The organism is Mesorhizobium sp. M8A.F.Ca.ET.218.01.1.1 (assembly GCF_004791165.1).
Lineage (GTDB): Bacteria > Pseudomonadota > Alphaproteobacteria > Rhizobiales > Rhizobiaceae > Mesorhizobium.
In genome coordinates this window covers 140366-163766 of record NZ_SRUZ01000007.1, presented here as the reverse complement: position 1 = coordinate 163766, position 23401 = coordinate 140366, and the positions used below count along the sequence as shown (strand labels likewise).

Annotated in this window: 18 protein-coding genes; 8 read left to right on the top strand and 10 right to left on the bottom strand. The window is 64.9% G+C overall.

Annotated features, from left to right (window positions below):
• Positions 1–47: 47 nt before the first annotated feature.
• The 3 genes from EN861_RS24495 to EN861_RS24485 all read right to left on the bottom strand — a co-directional run bounded on the left by EN861_RS24495 (position 48) and on the right by EN861_RS24485 (position 2921).
• Positions 48–878, bottom strand: a complete 831-nt coding sequence (locus tag EN861_RS24495; protein WP_135866085.1) for an aldo/keto reductase — start codon at positions 876–878, stop codon at positions 48–50.
• 103 nt (positions 879–981) lie between these two features.
• Positions 982–1614 carry a PQQ-binding-like beta-propeller repeat protein gene (locus EN861_RS24490; protein WP_127279056.1) on the bottom strand — a complete coding sequence of 211 codons (633 nt, stop codon included), beginning with the start codon at positions 1612–1614 and terminating at the stop codon, positions 982–984.
• Between the two features lie 86 nt (positions 1615–1700).
• Complete coding sequence (locus EN861_RS24485) at positions 1701–2921, bottom strand: helix-turn-helix domain-containing protein (protein WP_135866082.1); 1221 nt, start codon at positions 2919–2921, stop codon at positions 1701–1703.
• Positions 2922–3213: 292 nt separating this feature from the next.
• On the opposite strand from EN861_RS24485, the gene EN861_RS24480 reads away from it, so the two are divergent.
• Both EN861_RS24480 and EN861_RS24475 read left to right on the top strand, forming a co-directional pair.
• Positions 3214–3957 carry a thioredoxin family protein gene (locus EN861_RS24480; protein WP_135866080.1) on the top strand — a complete coding sequence of 248 codons (744 nt, stop codon included), beginning with the start codon at positions 3214–3216 and terminating at the stop codon, positions 3955–3957.
• Between the two features lie 108 nt (positions 3958–4065).
• Positions 4066–4323, top strand: coding sequence for a hypothetical protein (locus EN861_RS24475; RefSeq protein ID WP_135866078.1), 258 nt, complete (start codon positions 4066–4068; stop codon positions 4321–4323).
• Positions 4324–4378: 55 nt separating this feature from the next.
• Here the strand turns inward: EN861_RS24475 and EN861_RS24470 are convergent, their stop codons facing one another.
• The 5 genes from EN861_RS24470 to EN861_RS24450 all read right to left on the bottom strand — a co-directional run bounded on the left by EN861_RS24470 (position 4379) and on the right by EN861_RS24450 (position 10758).
• Positions 4379–6166, bottom strand: a complete 1788-nt coding sequence (locus EN861_RS24470) for an ABC transporter ATP-binding protein (protein ID WP_189343733.1) — start codon at positions 6164–6166, stop codon at positions 4379–4381.
• 6 nt (positions 6167–6172) lie between these two features.
• A complete protein-coding gene (locus tag EN861_RS24465; RefSeq protein ID WP_135866073.1) occupies positions 6173–7201 on the bottom strand; it encodes a glycosyltransferase in 1029 nt (342 codons plus the stop codon).
• Between the two features lie 8 nt (positions 7202–7209).
• Entirely contained in the window at positions 7210–8313 is a 1104-nt protein-coding gene (locus EN861_RS24460; RefSeq protein WP_127870329.1) for a glycosyltransferase family 2 protein, read from the bottom strand.
• A gap of 2 nt (positions 8314–8315) precedes the next feature.
• The gene (locus EN861_RS24455; protein ID WP_135866071.1) at positions 8316–9512 is read right to left on the bottom strand and encodes an acyltransferase; all 1197 of its coding nucleotides are present in this window, start codon (positions 9510–9512) and stop codon (positions 8316–8318) included.
• 628 nt (positions 9513–10140) lie between these two features.
• The gene (locus tag EN861_RS24450; RefSeq protein WP_135866069.1) at positions 10141–10758 is read right to left on the bottom strand and encodes a TetR/AcrR family transcriptional regulator; all 618 of its coding nucleotides are present in this window, start codon (positions 10756–10758) and stop codon (positions 10141–10143) included.
• 249 nt (positions 10759–11007) lie between these two features.
• Here EN861_RS24450 and EN861_RS24445 point away from each other — a divergent pair, with 249 nt between their 5' ends.
• Genes EN861_RS24445 through EN861_RS24435 form a run of 3 tightly spaced genes read left to right on the top strand, consistent with a single transcriptional unit; the run spans position 11008 to position 14767 of the window.
• Positions 11008–11481 (top strand): (2Fe-2S)-binding protein, encoded by a 474-nt coding sequence (locus tag EN861_RS24445; protein ID WP_127280642.1) that lies wholly within the window; start codon positions 11008–11010, stop codon positions 11479–11481.
• Positions 11478–12461 (top strand): xanthine dehydrogenase family protein subunit M, encoded by a 984-nt coding sequence (locus EN861_RS24440; RefSeq protein ID WP_135866067.1) that lies wholly within the window; start codon positions 11478–11480, stop codon positions 12459–12461. The genes EN861_RS24445 and EN861_RS24440 overlap by 4 nt, the downstream gene beginning before the upstream one ends.
• Positions 12458–14767 (top strand): xanthine dehydrogenase family protein molybdopterin-binding subunit, encoded by a 2310-nt coding sequence (locus EN861_RS24435; RefSeq protein WP_135866064.1) that lies wholly within the window; start codon positions 12458–12460, stop codon positions 14765–14767. Before EN861_RS24440 ends, EN861_RS24435 begins: the two co-directional genes overlap by 4 nt.
• A 165-nt stretch (positions 14768–14932) precedes the next feature.
• Here the strand turns inward: EN861_RS24435 and EN861_RS24430 are convergent, their stop codons facing one another.
• Positions 14933–15943 carry an NAD(P)-dependent alcohol dehydrogenase gene (locus tag EN861_RS24430; protein ID WP_135866062.1) on the bottom strand — a complete coding sequence of 337 codons (1011 nt, stop codon included), beginning with the start codon at positions 15941–15943 and terminating at the stop codon, positions 14933–14935.
• Positions 15944–16041: 98 nt separating this feature from the next.
• Between EN861_RS24430 and EN861_RS24425 the strand changes: the two genes are divergently transcribed.
• Positions 16042–16971, top strand: coding sequence for a LysR family transcriptional regulator (locus tag EN861_RS24425; RefSeq protein ID WP_127870323.1), 930 nt, complete (start codon positions 16042–16044; stop codon positions 16969–16971).
• Between the two features lie 41 nt (positions 16972–17012).
• Here the strand turns inward: EN861_RS24425 and EN861_RS24420 are convergent, their stop codons facing one another.
• A complete protein-coding gene (locus tag EN861_RS24420) occupies positions 17013–18158 on the bottom strand; it encodes a helix-turn-helix transcriptional regulator (RefSeq protein WP_135866060.1) in 1146 nt (381 codons plus the stop codon).
• A 301-nt stretch (positions 18159–18459) separates the two neighbouring features.
• Here EN861_RS24420 and EN861_RS24415 point away from each other — a divergent pair, with 301 nt between their 5' ends.
• Together EN861_RS24415 and EN861_RS24410 are read left to right on the top strand one after the other, a co-directional pair.
• A complete protein-coding gene (locus EN861_RS24415) occupies positions 18460–19311 on the top strand; it encodes an AraC family transcriptional regulator (protein WP_245512100.1) in 852 nt (283 codons plus the stop codon).
• Positions 19312–19517: 206 nt separating this feature from the next.
• Complete coding sequence (locus tag EN861_RS24410; RefSeq protein ID WP_135866055.1) at positions 19518–23327, top strand: autotransporter domain-containing protein; 3810 nt, start codon at positions 19518–19520, stop codon at positions 23325–23327.
• Positions 23328–23401: the final 74 nt, after the last annotated feature.

Here is a 23401-nt window from a genome sequence, read left to right as displayed (position 1 = left end):
GGGCATCTCCCCCACGAGGGGGGAGATTGGCAGCTTCGACGCCAGCTTTAAAACAAGAACGCCGCCGTCGCCGGGTTCGGACCGCCGCGGCCGTCGGCCGAATCCATGCCCGCGATTGTCTTCAGGTCCTGCGCGTCCAGTTCGAAATCGAAGACGTCGAAATTGGCGGCGATGCGATCCTGGCGGATCGATTTCGGGATGACGATCAGCCCCTGCTGGAGATGCCAGCGGATCATGGTCTGCGCGGCGGATTTCCCATGCTTCTTGGCAATGCCCGCAATGGTCGGGTCGCCGAGCAGCTTGCCGCTGCCCAGCGGGCTCCAGCTTTCCGTATGGATGTCGTGTTTGGCATGGAATTCCCTGAGCGCGCGCTGCTGGAAACGCGGATGCAGTTCCACCTGGTTGACGCTTGGCACCACGCCCGTCTCGCCGATGATGCGCTCCAGATGATCAGGATTGAAATTCGAGACGCCGATCGACTTGATGCGGCCGGCCTGCTTCAACTCGACGAGCGTCTTCCAGGCCTCGACATATTTGTCCTGGCTGGGCACCGGCCAATGGATCAGGAACAGGTCGAGCTGCTCGACGCCGAGCTTCTTCATCGTGTCGTCGAAGGCGCGCAGCGCCGCATCGCGCTGGTGGGCGCCGTTGCGCAGTTTCGAGGTGATGAACAGCTCTGCTGCCGGCACGCCGGCGGCGCGGATCGCCTCGCCGACCCCTTCCTCGTTCTGGTAGCCCTCGGCGGTATCGATCAGCCGGTAGCCGGCCTCGATCGCCCAGCCCACCACTTGCGCGGTGATGTCGTGATCGACCTGCCACACGCCAAGGCCAAGCTGGGGAATGGCGGCGCCGTCGTTCAACGTGATCTGTTGGGGCATGGTCTGGTCCTTTTGCGGGGGGATGGTCCAGCCTATCTAGGCTCGACACCGCGCAACGGCCAGTCGCCGGGGGAAAATTCGCCGGGGGAAAATTCGTGTCCCTTCACCTCGGCCGGCGCACCGCCCTCACCACGCCGGCGTTTCCGCTGCCGCAGAAGAGGCGGTCGCCGCCATCGGATTCCAGTCCCGAGACGCCCATGCCGGCAGGCATGTCGAGCTTCTCCAGAACCTTGCCCGTTTGCGGGTCGACGCGGCGCAGATCGCTCTCGTCGCCCTCCCAGGTGGCGTGCCACAATTCGCCGTCGACCCAGGTCACCCCTGTGACGAAACGGTTGGATTCGATGGTGCGCAGGATTTTTCCGGTCTCGGGATCGATCTGGTGGATCTTGCGCTCCCGGTGCTGCCCCACCCACAGCGTGCCCTCGGCCCAGGTCAGCCCGGAATCGCCGCCATTGCCGGGTGCCGGAATGGTGGAAAGCACCTCGCCGGTATCGGGATCGATCTTCTGGATGCGGTCCTTGGCGAGCTGGAAAAAATGCCGGCCGTCATAGGCGGTGCCGGCATGCGCCGCGACATCGATCGAACGCAACGCCTGTCCGCTCTCCGGATCGAAGGCATTCAGCCTGTCGCCCGAGGCGAACCAGACGTTCTTGCCGTCAAAGCTCACCCCGGCCACCGTCTTGGCGCCGGGAAAAGGTCCGTATTCCCTCAGGATTTCGGCCGCCGAATGCTTCATGTCTTTGTCCTCGATGGTGGTCGTCATCCCGCTGACGTCTGGGATCATGTTCCAAGGTGGGTCGAGAGTCTGAATATCAATGCACCTTAGCCATCTGGCAGCGGCGCGGGGAGTAACAAGGTGGTCGTGAATCCCGCCACCGGCGGCGTCATCCAGCGGCGCGCCCGGCCATGGCCGAAGGACTGCACCTTGCCGGCCTCGGCAAGCGGCTCGAGCGCCCGCTGCACGCTGCGCTGGCCGGTTCCGAGCGCCAGCGCCAGGGCCGAACTCGACCAGGCCTCGCCGTCGGCGAGCAAGGCAAGCACGGCCGCGTGCCGCTCCTCGATCGGCCGCGCCAGCACCATCACCGCGTGCGCCTGGCGCGGCGCCAGCGTGAAGCCATGTTTGGTGGCGCTGATGCCGGCCAGTGGGCGAAGCTCGGCGCGCAGCCGCCCGATCTCGACGCGCAGGCGCGCGCGATGCGATTCATCGGCATGCCTGCCGCCGAAGGCCCGCGCCACGAGTTCCCCCCGCGACACGTCCCCTGGCCAGGCTTCGGCGAGCGTCCGCGCCAGGGCGAACAGCACAGGCCGGCTCGCCAGCGAGATCGTGACCCCGCCGCCGCGCAGGGCGTAGCGGAAGGCATCGACGATCAGCGCCGGCGATCCCTGCAACGCCTCGACCTCCTCGAGCAGCACCGGCAGCTCCCTGCCCTGCGTGATCAGCCGCGCCGCGGGCGTCTCCAGCGCCTGGCTTGCGCTCTCGACCTCCGCGATGAGGCCGGGAATGCCGGCTATGTGGGCGGCATGGCGCGCCCATTCCAGCGCCGCGCGCGCCGGCCTGGTCCGCAGGCGCCGCATGGCGATGCCGGCGACGGCAAGCTCGTGCGCGGCCCTGGCCGCCGGCGGAAGCGGCGCCGGGTCGAGCCCGGCCAGCACATGCTCGGCCTCGTCGAGGCGGCCGATCAAGAGCAGCCGCCGCACCTTGAGGTGGCCGGCATGCGCCGCGTTCAACCGGTCGCCATGCTTTTCCAGTGCCGCGCGGGCCGCGTCGAGCGCCTTGGCCGGCCAGCCGAGATCACGCGAGACCAGCGCGATCTCGGCCTCGGCGACGACGCAGCGGGCGCGCGCGACGGCCTCTTTCGGGTTGAACGCGCGCGCGGCCCGCCGCAACAACAGCTTGGCGCGATCGAAGTCGCCGAGCTGCGCCATGGCGATGCCGCGCAGCGCCAGCGCCGGCGCATCCTCGCGCAGGGCGACGCGGTCGAGCGCACCGAGCGCATCGCCCGAAGCCAGCGCCAGCGCCGCCGCGTTGATCAGCGAGTCCATTCAAATCCCGTCACACTTGTAACTCCCACCTCGGCGCGGCGCTGCCCTACCTTAAGTCAGTACCGTCAACCAGCAAGTCGTGCCGGCAATGACGGCACGCAAGGGAGAACCAGAAAATGCCTGCCTCCACCGACCTCGACCTCGCCACGGCGAATGATACGGCCAAGCACGCCGCACGCCACCCCTGCTGCGCCGGGCCGGAACTCGCGGATTTCGCCGCGCCCGCAACGCCCCGACATTCCCAGGCAACACCACACCGCAACGACGCCACGACTGGCAAAGGAGAAGACCAATGAACATGACGATGAAGATGCCACCGATCGTTTCACGGCAAGACTGGGAAGCCGCTCACAAAGCGATGTTGGTGAAGGAGAAGGCGACGATGCGCGCCAGGGATGCGCTGTCGGCCGAACGCCGCCGCATGCCGTGGACGGAAGTGGACAAGGCCTATGTTTTCGATGGCCCCGACGGCAAGGTCAGCCTGCTCGACCTGTTCGAAGGCCGCCGCCAGTTGATCGTCTACCGCGCCTTCTTCGAGCCCGGCGTCTATGGCTGGCCCGATCACGCTTGCCGCGGCTGCTCGCTCGGCGCCGACCAGGTCGGTCACCTCGCCCATCTCAACGCCCGCAACACCACGCTCGCCTACGCTTCGCGCGCCCCGCAGGCCGACATTGCACGGCTGAAGCAGCGGATGGGCTGGGAGATTCCCTGGTACACCATCACCGACAGCTTCGACAAAGACTTCGGCGTCGACGAATGGCACGGCCACAACGTGTTCATTCATGATGGCGACCGCATCTTCCGCACCTATTTCATCAGCAACCGCGGCGACGAGGCGTTGGGTACTGTCTGGAGCTATCTCGACGTCACCCCGCTCGGCCGCCAGGAGACCTGGGAGGACTCGCCCGAAGGCTACCCGCAGACCCCGCTCTACAGCTGGTGGAACTGGCACGACAATTACGAAGCTGGGGCCGACAAGAAATGGGCCGAAGTGTCAGCCGCCGGCGAGGCCGCGTTCCGCGACAAGAGCGAGTAGCAGCGCATGGCGGGAAAGGGTGGCACGCCCCATCCTGCCTGGTTTCCTCTCCCTCGCGGAGCGGGGGAGAGGAACCCAGCTCCTTGCCAACCATCAAGGGAAAAGACCATGAGCGACATTCATTCCGGCTCCGGAAGCGCGACCCCCGAAAACACCGCCACCCCCGGCATCGCCGACTGGCTGTGCCTCGCCGCGGCGCCGACCTTCGCCCTGATGGCGCTGGTCTCCTGTCTTCAGGGCAGTGGCGCCGCCATGCTGTGCATGGGCGCCTCGCCTCTTACCGGCATGCCGGCAATGTATCTCCTGATGAGCGCCTTCCATCTGACGCCCTGGCTGCGAGTGGTTTCCGGCCGGCGGGCCCGGTAGCGGCCGCCGCCCTGTAGCCCGACACAGGGCGGAGAGAGACAGGGCCTCGGACCTGTCAGAGGGTCGGTTCATGCTGGTAAAGCTCATCCATGCTGAGCGACGCCAGGGCCGCGAATGGGGCCTGCTTCTTCACACGGCCGCCGCTCAGGATCACCACGTCATCGCAGAACGAGATGGTGCTGTGGTGATGGCTGATCACGAGGGTCGTGCGGCGGCCGGCTCTCGACTTCAAAGTCTCGACGATCGCCGCTTCCGACAGTCCGTCCACGGCATTCGTGGCTTCGTCCAGGACGAGCAGATCAGGATCGCGCACCAGCGCCCTCGCCAAGGCGATCCGCTGCCTTTGTCCCGCTGACAGATTGACACCCCTGTAGCCGACGACGGTGTCGTAGCCCTGGGGCAGATGTTCAATGAACTCATGCGCTTCGGCCAGTCTCGCGGCACGCTCGGCATCGCTGCTCGTGGCGCCATCCTGGCCGTAGGTTATGTTCTCGGAAATGGTGCCGTCCACCAGTTCCAGCTCCTGGCTGGCAAGCGCGACGTGCTTTCGCCACTGGCTGGGGTCGATCCGGTCGAGCGGCGATCCATCGACAAGAATCCCCCCGGAGCTCGGCTCGACAAAGCGGCACAGGAGATTGACGATCGTCGTCTTGCCCGCGCCCGACCGGCCGATGAGCGCCGTCGAGCGGCCGCTTCGGATATCGAAAGTCGCCGAATGCAGCGCCGCCGCGCGTGCGTCCGCGCCGGAATAGGTAAATGCCACGTCGTCGAAGCTGATCCCTTGCCGCAAACCGTGGAATGGCCCGTCGCCTTGCGGAGGCTTGGGCTTGTCCGCCGAATCCAGCATCCAATCGACCTCTTCGAGCGACCCGCTCAAGCCTTGCAGCTGGCTCCACGACATTTGCAAAGCCCGCATATGCGGCTGCAGCCGGTAGAGCAGGATGACGAATGCGACGATCAGCGGGAAGCTCACATTGGCGAACCATGCGCCGATCACCACCGCAAGGAACAGCATCGCATGGAGAACCTCGGTCAGCGGTGGCAACGCCCCCTGCCGGGTAAGCAGGACGAAAGCAGCCCGGCGAACCGCGTCCGATGCCTGGTCGAACACCGCTTGCTCGCGGCTCTCCTGTCCGAAGATACGGATCAGGCGCCCGGCATGGACAAGGTGCAGCATCTGCGATGCGAGATCGCTGTTGCGGGAGGCGACGCTGCGGCTGGGCGCTTTCAGATTGGCCGAGAGAACGGCATGGACGACCTGGATGAGGGCCAGGCCCAATGTGACCAACAGTGTCATCTGCCACGACAGCAGGAGCAGGAACGCCAGCAGGATGATGGCCGCCGATGCGCTGACGATGGCCGACAGCATGATCTGGATCGCATCCGATGCCCGCCAGGATTCGTTCGAGATGATGTTGAGCAGCCGTCCAGGACTTTGCTGCAGGAAGAACGGGTAACCTATCCTGAGGAGCTGCTCCGACAGAGCGCTGCGGATCGAATGGCTTGCCCTGCCGTAAATGAAGGTGGTGAGCAGCGTGTTCGCGAATGCGAACACGTTCTTCAGGATGATCGAGCCGAGGATGGCGACCGAAATGACGATCAGCCGGTCGCGCTCGTCCAGGCCCGATCCGAAATACTGAAAGACGGCGGACAAGCCGGCCATTCCGGCCGCATCCGCGTGTCCCATGATTATGCCCAGCAAGGGGATGATCAAGCCTATGCCGAACCCTTCGAGGGCGGCGCCGACTAGACCAAGAACCACCACGGCCGGAAGCAGTCGCAACTGCTTCGTTCCGAGCGCGCGACCCAGCATCGGCAAGCTTGGCGGCAAAAATCGCATTATGGCCTGTCACCTCGCCTGGGCATCTGCCTGCCGATCCTGCGGCACTTGCACTTCTTGCGGCCATCTCGCCAGCAAAAGAGCCGCAAATCTAGCCGCGCCGGTCAGATTCATGACGACGATCGGCCAATGCGACAGCTGGAGTTCGCGGTCGAACCGCGGACCACCCGCCAACTCCCGCAAAGCCCCTCTCGTGGCCCAATAGAAATGGCGAAGCAGCCAGGGCGCATGGCGGACATGTTTCAGGCAAAGGGCGCCATTGCCGAAGCTGTAGTCGCGGTGGAGCTTTTCGATCGATTTGCGGTCTCGCCGGCCATGATGATGGAAAACTGTCATATCGGGCACATATTCGACCGGGATGCCGAGCAGCATCGCTCGAACAAGGTAATCCGTGTCTTCCGCTGACCGCAGCGGGCCGCCGGCGCCGAACCGTTCGTCGAAATGACCGATACGGGCCGCGACATCGCGGTGCATCACCATGTTGCAGCCAAGCACGAAGCCGCCCGGATGAACATCGGGGGTGAGCCGCTCGCGCACCCGCGAGCGCTTGATCGTGAACGGCAAATCCCTGGGATCGCCGAGTTCGACGCAGCCGCCACGGATGAGCCATTGTTCGCCGGAAGCATAGTGTCGTTCCAGATCGCGGAGGTAATCGCCATCGACCTCGCAATCATCATCGACGAAGACCAGCACGCGGCCGCGCGCGCGCGCCACACCGGCGTTGCGGGCGGCGGCCAATCCGGGGCGCGGCTCGCGCACGGCTGTGAACGGGATATCGGATATTTCGGCGATGCCGGCCAGGCGCTCCGCCGTGCGGTCGACCGAACCATTGTCGACGACCACGAGTTCGGCCGCGAAGCCGGCATGGGCGCGGCACGCGCTTTGGACCGACCTGATGCAAGTCTCGAGCACGGCGACACGGTTGCGCGTGCATATGATGAAGCTGACCGCCGGCGGCGACCGCTCGGGCCGGGGATCGACGGGGACAAGCTCCGTCCGGCGATGGCGCTGCGTGGGTGGGCGGGCTTTGACGGTCATCCCTGCCGCTAGCTCAACTGATGGGACGCCAGGACCGCCGCGGCAGGCGCGGATTTCAGGTACCGCGCCACGGCGTCCGCCTGGCGGCCGGCCGACATCGAGACGAGACTGAACCATGGCGCGTAGGCGGCGGGACGCAACGCGTACTTTTCGCGGCGTCGAATGAAATTCCATTTCGCGGTCCGCGTCAGGAATTCGTGCGTCAGCGGAGGTTGCATTTCGTCGCCTATCAGTTGGTAGAGGAAATAGAACAGGTTCAACGCGCCGGCCGCAAAACTCGGCCGCGTTTCCGTCGGCAGCGCGGAGATCCTTGCCTCGAGTGCAAGAATGAACGCCGCGGCCCGGCGAACCGTGTCGGTCGAAACGGCCTCGCCGATGTCGCGCAGATCGCGCGTATCCTGTGCCAGGCCTTCCCGCTCGAGGTTCTCGGCCACGATCGTCAGATGTGTCCGGCGCATCTCCTTCCTGTGCCTGCTCGTTACGCTCCCGTCATGGATACGGTAGACGATCAGGTTTTCGGGGATCATCGCCGCCGGGTAACGATCGGCGAGCCGCCTGAAGAGGTCGAAATCCTCGGCATGTTTGTATTTCGGGTCGTAGAATAGAACGTCGTCCTTTATGACTTTCCGGTTGTATACAACCGTGGAGTGCATGAATATCGTGAAGAACATCGACAATATACGGAGCTGGCCGAACCGGAAGACCGGATCGGGTGTACCCTTGGCGACGCGGTTGCGAAGCAAGGTATCGAAGCCGGCGCCACACAGAGCGAGATCGGGCTGCCGGTCGAACAGCGCCACCTGTCGCGACAGGCGTGACGGATAGGCGATATCGTCCGCGTCCATCCTGGCGATAAGGTCGCCCCGAGCGACAGCCAAACCCTCGTTGAGGGTTGCGATGAGGCCCCGGTTTTCGCGGGAGATGATGGAGATCCGATTGTCGGCCTGCCGGTGCCGCTGCAGGATTTGCAGGGAGTTGTCCGTCGAGCCGTCGTCGATCGCAATGACCTCCAGGCGATCGTGGTCCTGCCGCAGGATGCTGCCGAGCGCGGTGCTGAGATAGGGTCCCGCGTTGTAGACCGGCAGCAGAACGGATACCAGGGGAGCGGCCATGGTCAGCTCCGATCCGTTCGTTGAAGATCGCCTGCCGCCTCGCGGCCATCGAGCAAGCCACCGGGATAAGCCCCTGCCGCGCCTCTGGGCCATCCGGCGTCGGTCGTGTCGGCGCGGGCCCGGATGCGCGTGCCAGCTCCTGGCGCGACATAGGGAAAGTAGCGCTTGAAGCTGTTGAGCGGCTTTTCGAAAACCAGCCACGATACCGAGGCCAGGATAAGGGTGGCCGTTCCTGCAACCAGGAACCGACCCGCCCCCTGCTCCGAGACGTTGACGGGGATCCACGGCTGGGACTTGACGGCCAACGACAGGAGTATGGGGTGGTACAGATAGACGCCATAGCTGACGCGGCCAAGGGCGGTGAGCGGCGGCAGTTCGAGAAGCCAGCCCCGGTACCCCCGATGGCCTCGAGAACAACTCGCGACGATCATCACGAGAGGCCCGAGCGGAAGGATTTGCGACAGCAGCCAGCGGCCCCATTCCTGGACAGTGTCTGGCGGCGCCGGAGCAAACCACTGCAGGGCGAAAAACGCGACCGCAAGCGCCGGCCAGCCAAGCCGTAGCCACTGTGGCAAGACGGTGGCCCTGGTTCGGTAGACGGCAAGCCACGCACCCGACGCGAGCGCGTCCATGGACGCCGGCGGAAGCAGATCGCGCGCCAGCGCGGGGGTTCCAGTGATCGGCCAGTAAAAGCGATACGACAATGACAGCACGATGACGCCGATGCAGATCGCCTCGAGGCGGCGGCGTGGCGCCAGCAAGACGACCAGCGGCCAGGCGATATAGAACTGCTCCTCGATGCTCAGGCTCCAGAAATGGCAAAGCAGCCAGGGCGACCAGTCATTGCGCAGCGCGTACCAGAAATTCGACAGGTAAAGGGCGTGCCAGATCAGCGATCCCCTGGAATGCTCCAGGTCAACCATCCAGACGACGCCCAGCACGGCAAAATAGGGCGGCAATATTCGCAGTGCCCGCCTGATGTAGAAGGATCTCAGCGCGGGCGCGGCCTCAAATTCAGCCGCCGAACGCGCTTCCAGGAGAAGGCGCGTGATGAGAAAGCCGCTGAGCACGAAGAACAGCCGCACGCCGATGTGGCCCCAGAAAGAAGAGCCTCCCGCCGCGAAGAAATGGGAATACAGCACCAACGTGACGGCGATGGCCCTCAATCCGTCCAGCTGGGTATCGCGAGAGTTTCCCATCAGCCGCTTCCGCCGGCGGAACATCTCTGATGAGGCTGCCGGGTTATCACCACGGATTCCCGGCTTCGGGAGTCAAAGGGATGGTTCGCAACGGACGACCCGCATCCTTGCCGCCGCTCACGTTCGCCAAAGCGCCGACAATGCCAAATCCGCGCTCCACGAGCCCGTCCGGGACGGGTCCGATATCGGATGTCTGCCAGCGGAAAGCTCAAGTTGGTCAACTTGACGGAACCCTTCGCCGCGCGTTTCCAGTTGGCCAATGAGTGCTTCCACGGAATGGTGCAGCGCAACACAAAAGATTTACCGCGCTGAAATAGTTTTGTGAATGGAAGGCTAGGAAATGACTAAAAACCGCCCTGATTTAGCCGCTAACGCCAAGGTGGCCGCTGATCGCGCGGAGTGCATGAGGTTGTTCGGGTAAAGCCGCACATATTCCCGGTTGCATCCCGGAAGAAACATCCAAATTTCTCTATGAATCGTCGAAAATTATATTTTCAATATGCGATTTATAACAAATTAGAGACAGAGAAACATATGAAATAATTGGTGTTTTGCGGCGCAGCATAACCGATCACCGCTCAGAATCGAAAGCCGGGACTGGCGCGTCTGGTGCAGTCCAGGCGCCTCTTCATCCCGCCTTTACAGCCCCGAACCGCAAGCCATCCATCAACAGCTTGACCAGCCGGCGCGAGCGGTCGCGCCATTCAGGGGTGTCGGGTGCCGAGTAGATGCCGCCCAGCGCGTGCAGCACGTCGGAGGCATCGACGTCGCCGCGGATCGTGCCGTCGGCGACCGCCGCATCCACCAGTTGCCGCAGCGCCTGCGACACTCGTCCCGACGTGTCGGAAAACAGCGTCGAATTGGTGGTGAGAAGGATGCGCAGGCTGGTCGCCAGGCCGCGCTTGGTGGCGATATAGTCGACGAAGCGGCGCATCCATTCTTCCAGCGCGACATCCGAGGGATGTTTTGCCGCAAGCTCGCCAGCCGCCGCGCACAACCCCTCCACCTCGCGGCGATAGACCACCTCGACCAGATGCTCGCGCGTAGGGAAATGGCGGTAGAGCGTGCCGATGCCGACGCCGGCGCGCCGGGCGATCTCCTCCAGCGAGGCGTCGATGCCGCGCTCGGCGAAGACCGAAGCCGCCATCTCGACCAGCCGGTCGCGGTTGCGTTGCGCATCCGCGCGCAACGGCTTGTCGGCGGCGGCGGGTTTTTGGTCGACGGTTGTGACGGGCTCAAAAGCCAATTTTTTCTCCACCAGGGATATGGGGGCTTGAACCATGCCTGGCCAGCCCCCACGTAAATAAACGGAGGCGCCTCCGTTTTAGTGGAGCACCTTTATCATATAATCAGGGAGCCCGGTATGTCACGTCTTTCGAAGCCGCAAGCTGTCAGCTTCCTCACCCGCGGTGGATTGGCTGTCGCCTGACCTTGCCCTTCCCTTCCAAAGCGCCAATTCATTCCCTCAGCGTCAAGCAACTGGAGCCAGACGCCCATGACGAAAATCCCCGTCCATCTCGATATCAACGGCCGGCATCACGAGTTGCAGCTCGAACCGCGTGTCACGCTGCTCGATGCCTTGCGTGACAGGCTCGGCCTGACCGGCACCAAGAAGGGCTGCGACCACGGCCAGTGCGGTGCCTGCACCGTCCATGTCGACGGCGAGCGCGTGCTGGCCTGCCTGATGCTGGCAGCCCAGGCCGAAGGCCGCACCATCACCACCATAGAGGGGCTTGCACGGGAGGGCGAACTGCATCCCGTGCAGGCTGCCTTCCTCGAACAGGACGCCTTCCAGTGCGGCTATTGCACATCAGGCCAGATCATGTCGGCGGTGGCCTGCATCCGCGAGGGCCATGCCGGATCGGACGAGGAAATCCGCGAATACATGGCCGGCAATCTCTGCCGCTGCGGCGCTTATCCGCACATCGTCGCCGCCGTGCGCCAAGCAGCGTTGGAGGCCGCGTCATGAGGGATTTTTCCTACCTTCGCGCCACCTCGGCCGACGCCGCCCGCCAGACGGCCGCGCTCCCCGGCGCCATGCTGCTCGCCGGCGGCACCACGCTGATCGACCTCGCCAAATGCGGCATCGCCGAGCCAGACACGCTGGTCGACATCACCCATCTCGAGGGGCTGGACCGGATCGAGATCGACGAGCGCGGCGCCATCATCGGCGCGCTCGCGACGATGAGCCATGTCGCCGACCACGCGGACATCAAGGGCCGCTTCCCCGCCATCTCGGAGGCGCTGTGGCAAGCGGCTTCGGCGCAGATCCGCAACATGGCGACCATTGGCGGCAATCTCATGCAGCGCACGCGCTGCCCCTATTTCCGCGATCCCTCGAATTTTGCCGCCTGCAACAAGCGCGAACCAGGCAGCGGCTGTTCGGCGATCGGCGGTGTCACCAGGGGCCATGCCGTGCTCGGCACCAGCGAGGCCTGCATCGCCATGTATCCCGGCGACCTCGCCACGGCGCTTGTCGCTTTCGATGCAACAGTTCATCTCGGCGATCGGCGCATCCTCGTCGATGACTTTTTCCTGCTGCCCGGCACGACGCCGGACAAGGAACACGCGATCGAGCCGGGCGAGATGATCACCGCCATCGAAATCCCCTCCTCCGCGGCCGTCCGGCGTTCGACTTATCTGAAGGTCCGCGACCGGCAGTCCTACGAGTTCGCCGCCGCAAGTGCCGCCGTCGGCCTCGAACTGGAAGCTGACGGACGCACCATCCGCGACCTGCGCGTCGCGCTCGGTGGCGTCGCCACCAAACCCTGGCGGGCGCGCGCCGTGGAAGACGCCTTGAAAGGCAAGATGCTGGAGCCGGAAGCTGTTCGCGCCGCCAGCCTGCTCGCCGTCGAAGGCGCTGTCGACCATGGCGCCAACCACTACAAGATCGAGCTCGCGCCGCGTGTCGTCGCACGGGCTATCCTCAAGATGGGAGAAACGGCATGACCGTGCACGACATCAGAGTTGGTGAATCGAAACGGGGCGATGCATCCGACGGCGGCGCCGACGCGGTCGGCGGCCGGCTGTCGCGGGTCGACGGCCCGGCCAAGATCACGGGTGCGGCCAAATACGCCGTCGAGCAGCAGCTCGAAGGGCTCGCCTATGCCGTGCTGGTCGAAAGCACCATCGCATCCGGCAAGGTGCGCGCCATCGACAGCAAGGCTGCCGAGGCGGCACCGGGCGTGCTCAAGGTGCTGACGCCGGACACCATCATCAGCCTGAAAACCGCTTCGGACTGGTTCGGCACCCCGCCGCCCGACAGGCCCTATTGTCCGCTGGCGCGCGACATCACCTTCTCGGGCCAGCATGTCGCGGCCGTCGTCGCCGAGACCTTCGAGCAGGCCGTGGCCGCCGCGGCGATGGTCAAGGTCAGCTACGACGAGACGCCTTCCATCGTCGACCTCAGCGACGGCAAGGCCGGCGACGGAATCCCCGTCGATGCCATGACCAAGGAATGGGGCGACGCCCAGGCCGCCTTCGCCTCGGCCCCGGTGCGGATCTGCGCCGCCTACAACACACCGCGTGAATACCAGGCGCCGATGGAGCCGCATGGCCTGATCGCCCGCTGGGAAGGCGACCACCTCACCGTGTGGGAGCCGAGCCAGTGGCTGGACGGCATGGCGCGCACCTATGCCGAATGGTTCGCCGTGCCGTTCGAGAATGTCCGGCTGGTGTCGCCCTATGTCGGTGGCGGCTTCGGCTCCAAGGCGCTTGCGCTCAGCCATGGCGCGGTGGCCGCAAGTGCCGCCAAAATGCTCGGCCGGCCGGTGCGCTTGGTGATGACGCGGGCACAGACCTTCACCGGCTATGGTGGCCGCGCCGCGACCCGCCAGACGGTGACGATCGGCGCCGACCATGACGGCCTGATCCAGTCGATCGTGCATCGCGGCGTCAACGAGACCTCGATCGATGGCATGTGGGTCGAGCCGCTGGGCTCGGTCACCTCGATCATGTACGCGACGCCGAACTTCTCCTCCAGGCAGAATGTCGTAAGGGTGAATTCGGTGGTGCCGGGCGCCATGCGCGCGCCGGGCGAAAACCCGTCGGCCTTCGGCATCGAAAGCGCCATCGACGAACTCGCCTACGAGGTCGGCATCGATCCGCTGGAAATCCGGCTGCGCAACTACGCCGAGCAGGATCCGCATGCCAAAAAAGCCTGGTCGACCAGGCAGTTGCGCGAGGCTTTTGCGGCAGGCGCCGAACGCTTCGGCTGGGCCAGGCGCACGCCCGAGCCACGCTCGATGCGCGACGGCAACTATCTGATCGGCTGGGGCGTGGCCGCCGGCACCTATCCGGTGCGGCGCGCCTATGGCGAAGCGGTCGTGCGCATCCTGGCCGACGGCTCGGTCGAGGTCGAAAGCTCCTCGATCGACATGGGCCAGGGCACCTACACCATCCTGGCGCAGACCGCCGCCGAGACGGTCGGCGTGTCCGCCGACGACGTCGTGGTGAAACTGGGGGACTCCCGCTTTGCCCGTGCCGGCGTCTCCGGGGGCTCACGGCTGGCCGGCGTGATGACCGGCGCGGTCTACAAGGCGGCGTCCTCGGCGCTCGACCAGCTGATCGGTCTGGCGATCGGCGATCCGCGCTCGCCCTTCCACGCGCTGCAGGCCAACACTTTGGTCGTCGCCAATGGCCGCATCACCGCGCCACGCGGCGACGGCCCCGATGTCTCGATCGCCGACCTGCTCAAAAGCGTCGGCCGCGACCGCATCGAGGCGACGGGCGACACCATGCCCGCCAATTCGACGGCGGAAGACCGCTACAAGAACTACACCACCATCGCCATGGCGCTGCCGCACACCGAGGGCGACTATTCCCGCCACTCCTGGTGCGCGCATTTCGTCGAGGTGCGCGTCGACGAGGATTTCGGCACGGTGCGCGTGTCGCGCGTGGTTTCGGCGCTGGATTCGGGCCGGCTCTACAATCCGAAGCTGGCCGAAAGCCAATGGAAGGGCGGCATCATCATGGGCATCGGCCAGGCGCTGCTCGAAGAAGGCATCGTCGACCGCCGCCACGGCCGCATCGTCAACAACAACCTCGCCGACTATCTCGTCCCCACCAATGCCGACATCCCCGACATCGAGGTGATCTCGGTCGGCATCCCCGACCTGCATTCCTCGGTACTCGGCGGCAAGGGCGTCGGCGAACTGGCGATCGTCGGCATGGCGCCGGCCATCGCCAATGCGGTGTTCCACGCGACGGGAAAGCGGATCAGGGATTTGCCGATCACGCTGGAGAAGCTGATCTGAGCGCGTAATCTCCCCCCTCGAGGGGGAGATGTCGCCGAAGGCGACAGAGGGGGTCGTCTCACGTGAAGCGCTAACCTCCGATCGTCGCAAGAAAGTCGCGCCCAGTCGAACCGACCCCCTCTGGCCTGCCGGCCATCTCCCCCTCGAGGGGGGAGATCACTTTCCCTACCATTCCAATGCGAACGCCAGCTTGCCGAAATGCAGGCCGCCGGCGGCCATGTGGGCGTAGGCTTCGGTCGCTTGATCAGGTGAAAACACCTTGTCGACCACCGGCTCGATCCGCGCCGCGCCGATGGCCCTGGCGGCGTCGAAAAGATCGGACACCGATCCGGTGTTGTTGCCGGTCACCTTCAGCGCCTTGATGATGATCGGCAGCAGGTTGATCGTGGCTTCGGCGCCGGTGACGAAGCCGATCGTGAACAGCGTGCCGCCGGGCGCGGTGGCGTTGACGGCGCGGGCGAAGGTGGCGGTGCCGCCGGTCTCGACGACAAGATCGGCGCCGCGGCCATCGGTCAGTTCCAGCACCTTGCCGTCCCAGTCTGATGTCGCGCGGTAGTTGATGAGATGATCGGCGCCGAGCGCCTTTGCCCGCTCCAGCTTTTCGTCCGACGACGAGGTGATGATGACGGTGGCGCCGGCGGCTTTCGCCAGCTGCAGGGTGAAGATCGAGACGCCGCCAGTGCCAAGCAGCACGACGACCGAGCCCGGACCGACATTGGCGGCGCGAATGGCGTTCCAGGCGGTGGTGCCGGCGATCGGCAGCGTCGAGGCCGCCTCGAAGGACAGATGCGCCGGGACCGGCACCACCGAATTTGCCGGCAGTGCGACATATTCCGCCAGCGATCCGGGCAGCGAAACACCGCGCATCTGCGTCATCTCGTAGGGCCGCGGCGGCCCGCCGATCCAGCGCGGCTTGGCATGCGCGACGACGCGATCGCCGATGGCGAGCCTCGTAACGCCCTCGCCCAGCGCGACGATCTCGCCGGCGGCGTCGGCGACGGGGATGAGCGGGAAGCTCGGCCCGGGATAGTTGCCGCTCGCCACCGCCACATCGACGAAATTGAGGCTCGCCGCACGCTGGCGGATCAGCACCTCGCCGCGCTGCGGTTCGGGAGTTGCAACGGTGGCGGCGCGGAAGGCGTCCAATCTGGGCTGGCTGAGTTCGATGGCTTTCATGATTTCACTCCGGTGGAACGATTTGATGGATTGAGTGAACCTATTTGCTGCGCTATCTCTGGATAATCCTTGTTTTCTGCAATTGAGAACTGTGAATAATGCAGCAATCTCACGAACCCGCGGCCCTTGCCGAGATGGCTGCCTTCGCCGCCATCGCCGAGGCGCGTTCCTTCACCAGAGCGGCGGCCCGTGTCGGGCGCGACGCGACCATCCTGTCGCGGCGCCTGCAGTCGCTGGAGGCGCGGCTGGGGGTGAGGCTGCTCTCGCGCACGACGCGCAGCGTGTCGCTGACCGAAGCGGGTGCCGAATTCCTGGTGCGTGTGCGCGCCATCCTCGCATCCGTCGACGAGGCCGAGGCCGTCGCGTCCGCGCATGCCGGGGGCGGCCCGCGCGGCCTGCTCAGGCTGGCGCTGCCCGGCACGTTCGGGCGCATGTGGATCGGGCCGCTGCTGCCTCAATTTCTTGCCGAATTTCCCGATGTCCGCATCGAGGCTGAATTCTCCAACCGCTTCACCGATCTGGTCGCCGAGAATTTCGATGTCGCCGTGCGGCTGGGCAGCCTGGAGGATTCACGCCTGGTGGCGCGCAAGGTGGCGACGCGGCGCCGGCTGCTCTGCGCCGCTCCCTCCTATCTCGCCCGCAGGGGCAGGCCGGAGACGCCGCAAGCGCTGCTCGACCATTCCTGCCTGGGCTTCTCGGGCTTCCAGACCTTTCCGGCCTGGGAGATGACCGACCGTGAGGGCCGGCGCGCGCGCGTCGAGGTTTCGGGGCCGTTGGTCACCGACGATGCCGAGGTGCTGGTCCAGGCCGCCGTGCAAGGCATCGGCCTGATGATGAGCACCGACTGGCTGGTCGGCCGCGAACTCGCCGATGGCCGGCTGGTATCCGTGCTGGAGGAGTGGACGCTGGCGGACGAAGGCGCGGTCTATGTCGTCACGCCCTCGGCCAAGGGAAAAGCCGCCAAGACCCGCGCCTTCGCCGACTGGATCGGCAAGCGCTTCGCGCCGGAGCCGCCCTGGCGGCGGTAAAGCCTCTGACCCGCTGGCGGTAGAGACTACGCGCTCCGCCTTCAGGGTCCGTGAGCCGCCAGCGGCGTGCCGATGTCCGACACGAGTTTGACGAGGTCGGCTTGGCGTCTCGTGCCGGTTTTGGCGAAGATTCGATTGAGGTGGGTCTTCAAGGTGTTCTCACCGATGCCGAGCGACAACGCGCTCTTGGACGCTGACAATCCGCCGCCGATCCGCAGCAGCACCCGCGCCTCCGCGGGTGTGAGGTCGAACAGCGTGGTCAGAACGGCCTCCGGGAGGGGAGAAGACGATGTCGTCGTCGATATGAACACAGCCGCGCATGCCGGCCGGAAAACCGCGCGCGCCGTTCCTTCAGTCAGCGGCAACACATAGGCAACGGCGGGCGGCTGGCCCTGGGCCGAAACCGGCAGCCCTATGCCGCGCGCGCCAAGCGAAGCATCCGCGCTCGCCGCACTGGCGATCGCGTCCAGCAGGGCGCGGGCCACCACCGGATTCTGTGCCTGGAGCACGCCGTTCCTGGAGAGAATGGGACCCTGCACCGAAAACATCTGTTCGGCGGCCGCATTCGCATGGAGGATTGCTCCGTTGGCGTGGGTAAGCACGACAGGCACAGCCAGATGATCGAGCGCCTGGCGATAAAGATGGGTGGTGACGCGGCCCTGGTCGAGCAGATCTCCGATCAGCGAAGCACGGCGCAGATGCGGCGAGAGCAATGCCAGGAAATGCTGCTCTTCGATCGAAATACCTCCCCTGCTGGCGCGCGTGGTGCAGCCCAAAAGCCCGATTCGGTCCGGCGTATGAACGAATTTGGTGATGCAAGCCTCGCGCAGTCCCTGCGGTTTGGCCCAGTTCTGAAAAAACGGCGTCAGCTGGAGTTCGCTTTCGCTCATGAGCGACAGCGTCGCAACCGGCCGGTCGACATCGCCGACCACCGCTGCCTTCAGTCCGGGAATTCCATCAAAGTCATAGTCCTCCTCTAGCACCCGCATCTGCACGGGATCCCAAGGCGATTGAGCCGCGAAGCGGCCGCTATTATGGGCGGTGCCGGCAAGGGCGATGGTGGTGTAGGCCGCGTCGACGGCTTTCGTGACGCGGGTCATGACTCCGGCCCAGCCTTCCGGGTTCAAGACGCAATCATAGATATCGCCGATAATCGAACTCAGGACTTCGCTGCTCAGCCTTTCCACCACACCTCCAGGCACGCCCCGATCTCGCCTCGGAGGAATTTGTGACGTCATACTTTTGGATGACGCCAGTCGCGGCCGCTCTCGACTATGGGTTCAACTTGATCGCCTGAACGCCGGGCCGCCACTGTTGCCGGTTATTGTCGCAATGGAAAGCATCGCGTTCGATATTTTTTAAGCCGTGGATACTTGTCGAGGTTCCCCATTGTCTCGAAAGACGGTGTTTTCATCGGCTCGGTTGTCACCGCATCTTGACGAACGCGAGCGATTTTCCCTGTGGCAAGACATCCATGTCGCGGAAATATTGTCGGTCGAACACCGCAGTCCGGAAAACCTGCCCTTCGAAGCGTCCATCGAGGCCACGGCTGTCGGTTCAGTGGTTCTCGGTCAGATGTCCGGAACCATCGAGCACGCGACAAGGAAAGCGAGCAACATCGCCAATGACGGTTATCTGTTGCTGATCAACAAGGCCGACACCGTGTTGTCAGGGGTACAGGTCGGCCGCGAATATGCCGTCGGTCAGGGAGAGGCCGTGCTCGTCACTGCATCGGAAGCTCTGAAAATGACCTGTGCCGACAGCAATGCCTGGACGAATGTGGTGATCCCACGCGCGATCCTCCTGCGTGCTTTCCCGCAGATCGATGACAGGCTGGGGTTGAAGATCGGCGCCGACAGCGAAGCCCTCGATCTTCTCAAACGCTATTGCCTGCTTCTTGAAAGCGGCAGCCCGCTTGCCTCGGCGGATCTGATCACGCACGCGACGGACACGATCGTGGATCTGATCGGCCTGGCGACCGGCGCGAAAGGTCGGGCTGCCGAACTGGCCGGGCTTCGAGGCCTGCGCGCTGCCAGGCTGGAGGCCGTCCTGGCAAGGATCGCCGAGGATTTTATCGATCCCGGCATCTCCGCCCAAAGTGTGGCGCAACAACTCGGCCTGTCGGTGCGCTACGTCCACGACCTCCTTCAGGAGACGGGAATGAGCTTCTCCGAACGCGTTCTCGAACTGCGTTTGCAGAGCGCCCACAGGATGCTCTCGCACAAACACAGCGACATGCGGGTCAGTGACATCGCCCTGACAAGCGGATTCAGCGACGTATCGTACTTCAACCGCTGCTTTCGTCGCCGCTTCGGCTATACGCCGACAAGCGCCAGATAAGTTTGCACCTTTCGGTCCGATATCAGCCCGTGCGAGGCCGAATCCGCAGCGCCTGCGCGACCGATGACGCCGAACTGCCACAGTGCGCGCAAAAGACGCTGCTTTTCGCTCCAGTCCAATTCCAGTGCCGCCCTGCCCAAGACAAGGCCGGGCTCCAATGACATGTCAGCCTTCAGGGTGAAACGACTGTCATGTCAGGGGGTTAAATGCCGCGGAATGCATTTGGAGGCCGCAAGGCTAACGCGTTGAAATGCCTGGCGCTGGCCTCGACTGCGCTGGTCGGCCTTGGCCAGCCGATCCCTGCATCGGCAGCCGAGGTCTGGACCGGCGCCGCCTCCACGAACTGGTTCGCCGCCGGAAACTGGAACCCCGCCGCTGTCCCGACATCGAGCGACGACGTGATTCTCGATCCGGTGTTTCCGCACCCGGCCGTGGTCGATGCGGCGAGTGCGGCCGCCCACTATCTGTTTGTGGGCACCATTGCGAGTTACTCGGGCTCGCTGACGATTACGAACGGCGGCACCCTCTCCGACACTGCCGGCTATCTCGGCTACGTTTCGAACGCGAGCGGCACCGTGAGCGTCACTGGCCCGGGCTCCGTCTGGAGCAACAGCTCCGACCTTTTCCTTGCCTTGAGCACCGGCAGCACTGGCACCTTGAAGATCTCCAGCGGCGGCGCTGTGAGCGACACCGTGGGTCATGTCGGCTACGGCCTGGGCACCGGCACCGTAACGGTGGACGGCCCGGGCTCGACATGGACCAACAGTGGGGATCTCTACATCGCCGAATTTGGCACCGGCACGCTGGACATCACCAATGGCGGAGCAGTCAGCAATGCCATGGGCACCATCGGTTGGCACGCGGGCTCCAACGGCGCGGTGACGGTCGACGGAGCGGGTTCGATATGGACGAATTCTTCCCACCTGTTCGTCGGCGATCAGGGCACTGGTGCGTTGAACATTTCGAAAGGCGGCAAGGTCAGCAATCTGAGCGGCATTCTGGGCAATTTGGCGGGCTCCATTGGCACGGCAACTGTCGACGGTGCTGGCTCGACCTGGGCGAACGCAGCGCTCGCGGTCGGGAACGCGGGCTTCGGCGCGCTGACGATCACGAATGGCGGCGCGGTCACCAGTTCGGTGGGTTATGCCGGCTATGACGTGGGCTCCAAGGGCCTGGTGACGGTCAATGGTGCTGACTCGACCTGGACCAACACTTCCGACCTCTTCATCGGCTTCCAAGGCCAGGGCTCGCTAACGGTCTCGAATGGCGGCGCGGTCAGCAACGCCTTGGGCTATGTCGGCGACTTCGCGGGCTCGACAGGCACCGTCTTCGTCGATGGTCCCGGCTCGACCTGGACCAACAGCGCGGATCTGTATGTCGGCAATCTCGGCGCCGGCAACGTGACGATCACCAATGGCGGCGCCATCAGCAACGACACCGCCTATGTCGGCAACTCGGCAGGCTCGACCGGCATGGTTTTCGTCGACGGTGCCGGTTCGACCTGGACGAACGCAGACCTGTTCGTCGGAAGTGCCGGCACGGGCACACTGGTGATCTCGCATGGCAGCACGGTCAGCAGCGGTACTGGCGTCATTGGCTCGCAGGCGGGCTCGACCGGCACGGTGATTGTCGACAACGCCGGCTCGACCTGGACCAACAGCGCGGATCTGTTTGTCGGCGATTATGGCACCGGCACGCTGGCGATCTCGCATGGCGCGGTCAGCAACGGCTCTGCGATTATTGGCGCGAAGGTGGGCTCGACGGGCATGGCGTTTGTTGATGGCGTCGGCGCGACCTGGACAAACAGTTCTTCCCTCGTTCTCGGCGGTTATGGCGCCGGCACGCTAGCGATTTCAAACGCCGGCATGGTCACCGACGCTGCTGGTTATCTGGGTTTTGATGTCGGATCGACGGGTTCGGCAATGGTCAGCGGCGCGGGCTCAACCTGGACGAGCAGCAGCCTCCTTATTGTCGGTCAGCGCGGAACCGGTTCATTGATCGTCTCGAACGGCGGCACGGTCGCCAATGCCGATGGCTATTTGGGCTTTAATGGCGGATCCATCGGTACCGCCAACGTCAGCGGCTCCGGCTCGACGTGGACCAGTGGCGGTGATCTCAACATTGGAGGTAGTGGCACAGGCTCACTGACGATCGCGAATGGCGGCGTGGTGTCGGCCGGCGGCGTGGTCAACATCGCCCTTCTGGCGGGCTCCGTCGGCACGCTGAATATCGGTGCAGCGAGCGGATCGCCAGCGGCGGCGGCCGGCGCGCTCAATGCGGCGAGCGTTCAGTTCGGACAAGGCGCGGGTGCGATCAACTTCAACCACACCGACACAAGCTACACCTTCGCATCGGCGATCGGCGGCGCGGGCTCGATCGACCAGATTGCCGGCACGACGAACCTGACCGCCAATTCGAGCGGCTTCACCGGTGCAACCAATGTGAACGGCGGACGGCTGGCCGTGAACGGTTCGCTGGCCAGTTCGCTGGTGACGATCACGGGCGGAATGCTAGGTGGCAACGGCACGGTTGGCGGCATCGTCGCACAATCAGGCGGCGTCATCGCACCGGGCAATTCGATCGGCACGCTCAATGTCGCGGGCGACATCGACCAGGCGGCGGGCTCGATCTACCAGGTCGAACTCACCTCGACCGGCCAGTCGGACCTCATCCTGGCGACGGGCACGGCGACGATCGCCGACGGCACGGTCCTCGATGTCGTCAAGGCGGACGCCGCGCCTTATGTGCCGGGCACGCATTACACCGTGCTGCAAGCCGATGCGGGCGTCACCGGCACCTACACGCTCAGCGGGGCCGGCCCCTTCATTGGCCTTATCGCCAATTACGACCCCACGCATGTCTATCTCGATGTGGTGCAGGCGAAGTCCTTCGCCTCGGTCGGCCTGACGCCCAACCAGATCGCAACCGGCGGCGGCGCCGAAAGCCTTGGCAGCGGCAATCCGCTCTTTGATGCCATCTTTGCCTTGCCGAGTGAGGCAGCCGCCCAGGACGCCTTCGACCAGCTCTCGGGCGAAATCCACGCCTCGGCCAAGGGGATGTTGCTGGAAGACAGCCGCTTCATCCGCGACGCCGCCACCAAGCGAATCAGCGCAGCCTTCGGCGATGCCGGCGCAGCCGCATTGCCGGTCATGGCCTATGGCGAGGGCGGGCCCGGGATGGTGGCCGCCGACACCGACCGCTTCGCCGTCTGGGGCCAGGCCTTCGGCTCCCGGGGTCAAACCGGCAGCGACGGCAATGCAGCCAACTTCGATCGCTCGACCGGCGGCCTCCTGGTCGGCGCCGACAGCCCGATCGGCGATTGGCGCGTCGGCATCATCGGCGGCTACAGCCATTCGTCCTTCGACGCCGACGACCGCCATTCCAGCGGCGCCAGCGACAACTATCATCTCGGACTCTACGGCGGCACCAATTGGGGCGCCATAGCCTTCCGCACCGGTGCCGCCTACAGCTGGAACAGCATCTCGACAAAACGCTCGGTGGCCTTCAACGGCTTCGCCGACCAATTGTCGGCTGACTATGACGCCGGCACGGCGCAGGTGTTCGGCGAACTCGCTTACAAGGCTGGTGTCGGCCGCTTCAAGTTCGAGCCCTTCGCCAATCTCGCTTATGTCAGTGTGCATGCTGACGGCTTCACCGAGCAAGGTGGCGCCGCCGCGCTGACCAGCGCCAGCTCAACCACCAATGCCACCTTCACCACGCTCGGGCTGCGCGCCTCGACCGACGTCGCGCTCGGCGGCATCAGCGCGACCGCGCGCGGCACGCTCGGATGGCGCCACGCCTTTGGCGACGTCACGCCGACCTCGACCTTCGCCTTCGCCGGCGGCGATGCTTTTGCCATCGCCGGCGTGCCTGTCGCCAGCGACAGCGCGGTGATCGAGGCCGGCTTCGATTTGCAAATGTCGACCAATGCCACGCTCGGCCTGTCCTATGTCGGCCAGTTCGGTGGCCACAACACCGACAACGGCGCCAAGGCAGATCTCAGCGTCAGGTTCTGACAACGAGAAGGTCAGACAATTTGGCGGCAGCAAGGGCGAAGACGGGGAATCTCCCGCACGCGACCGAGATTGGC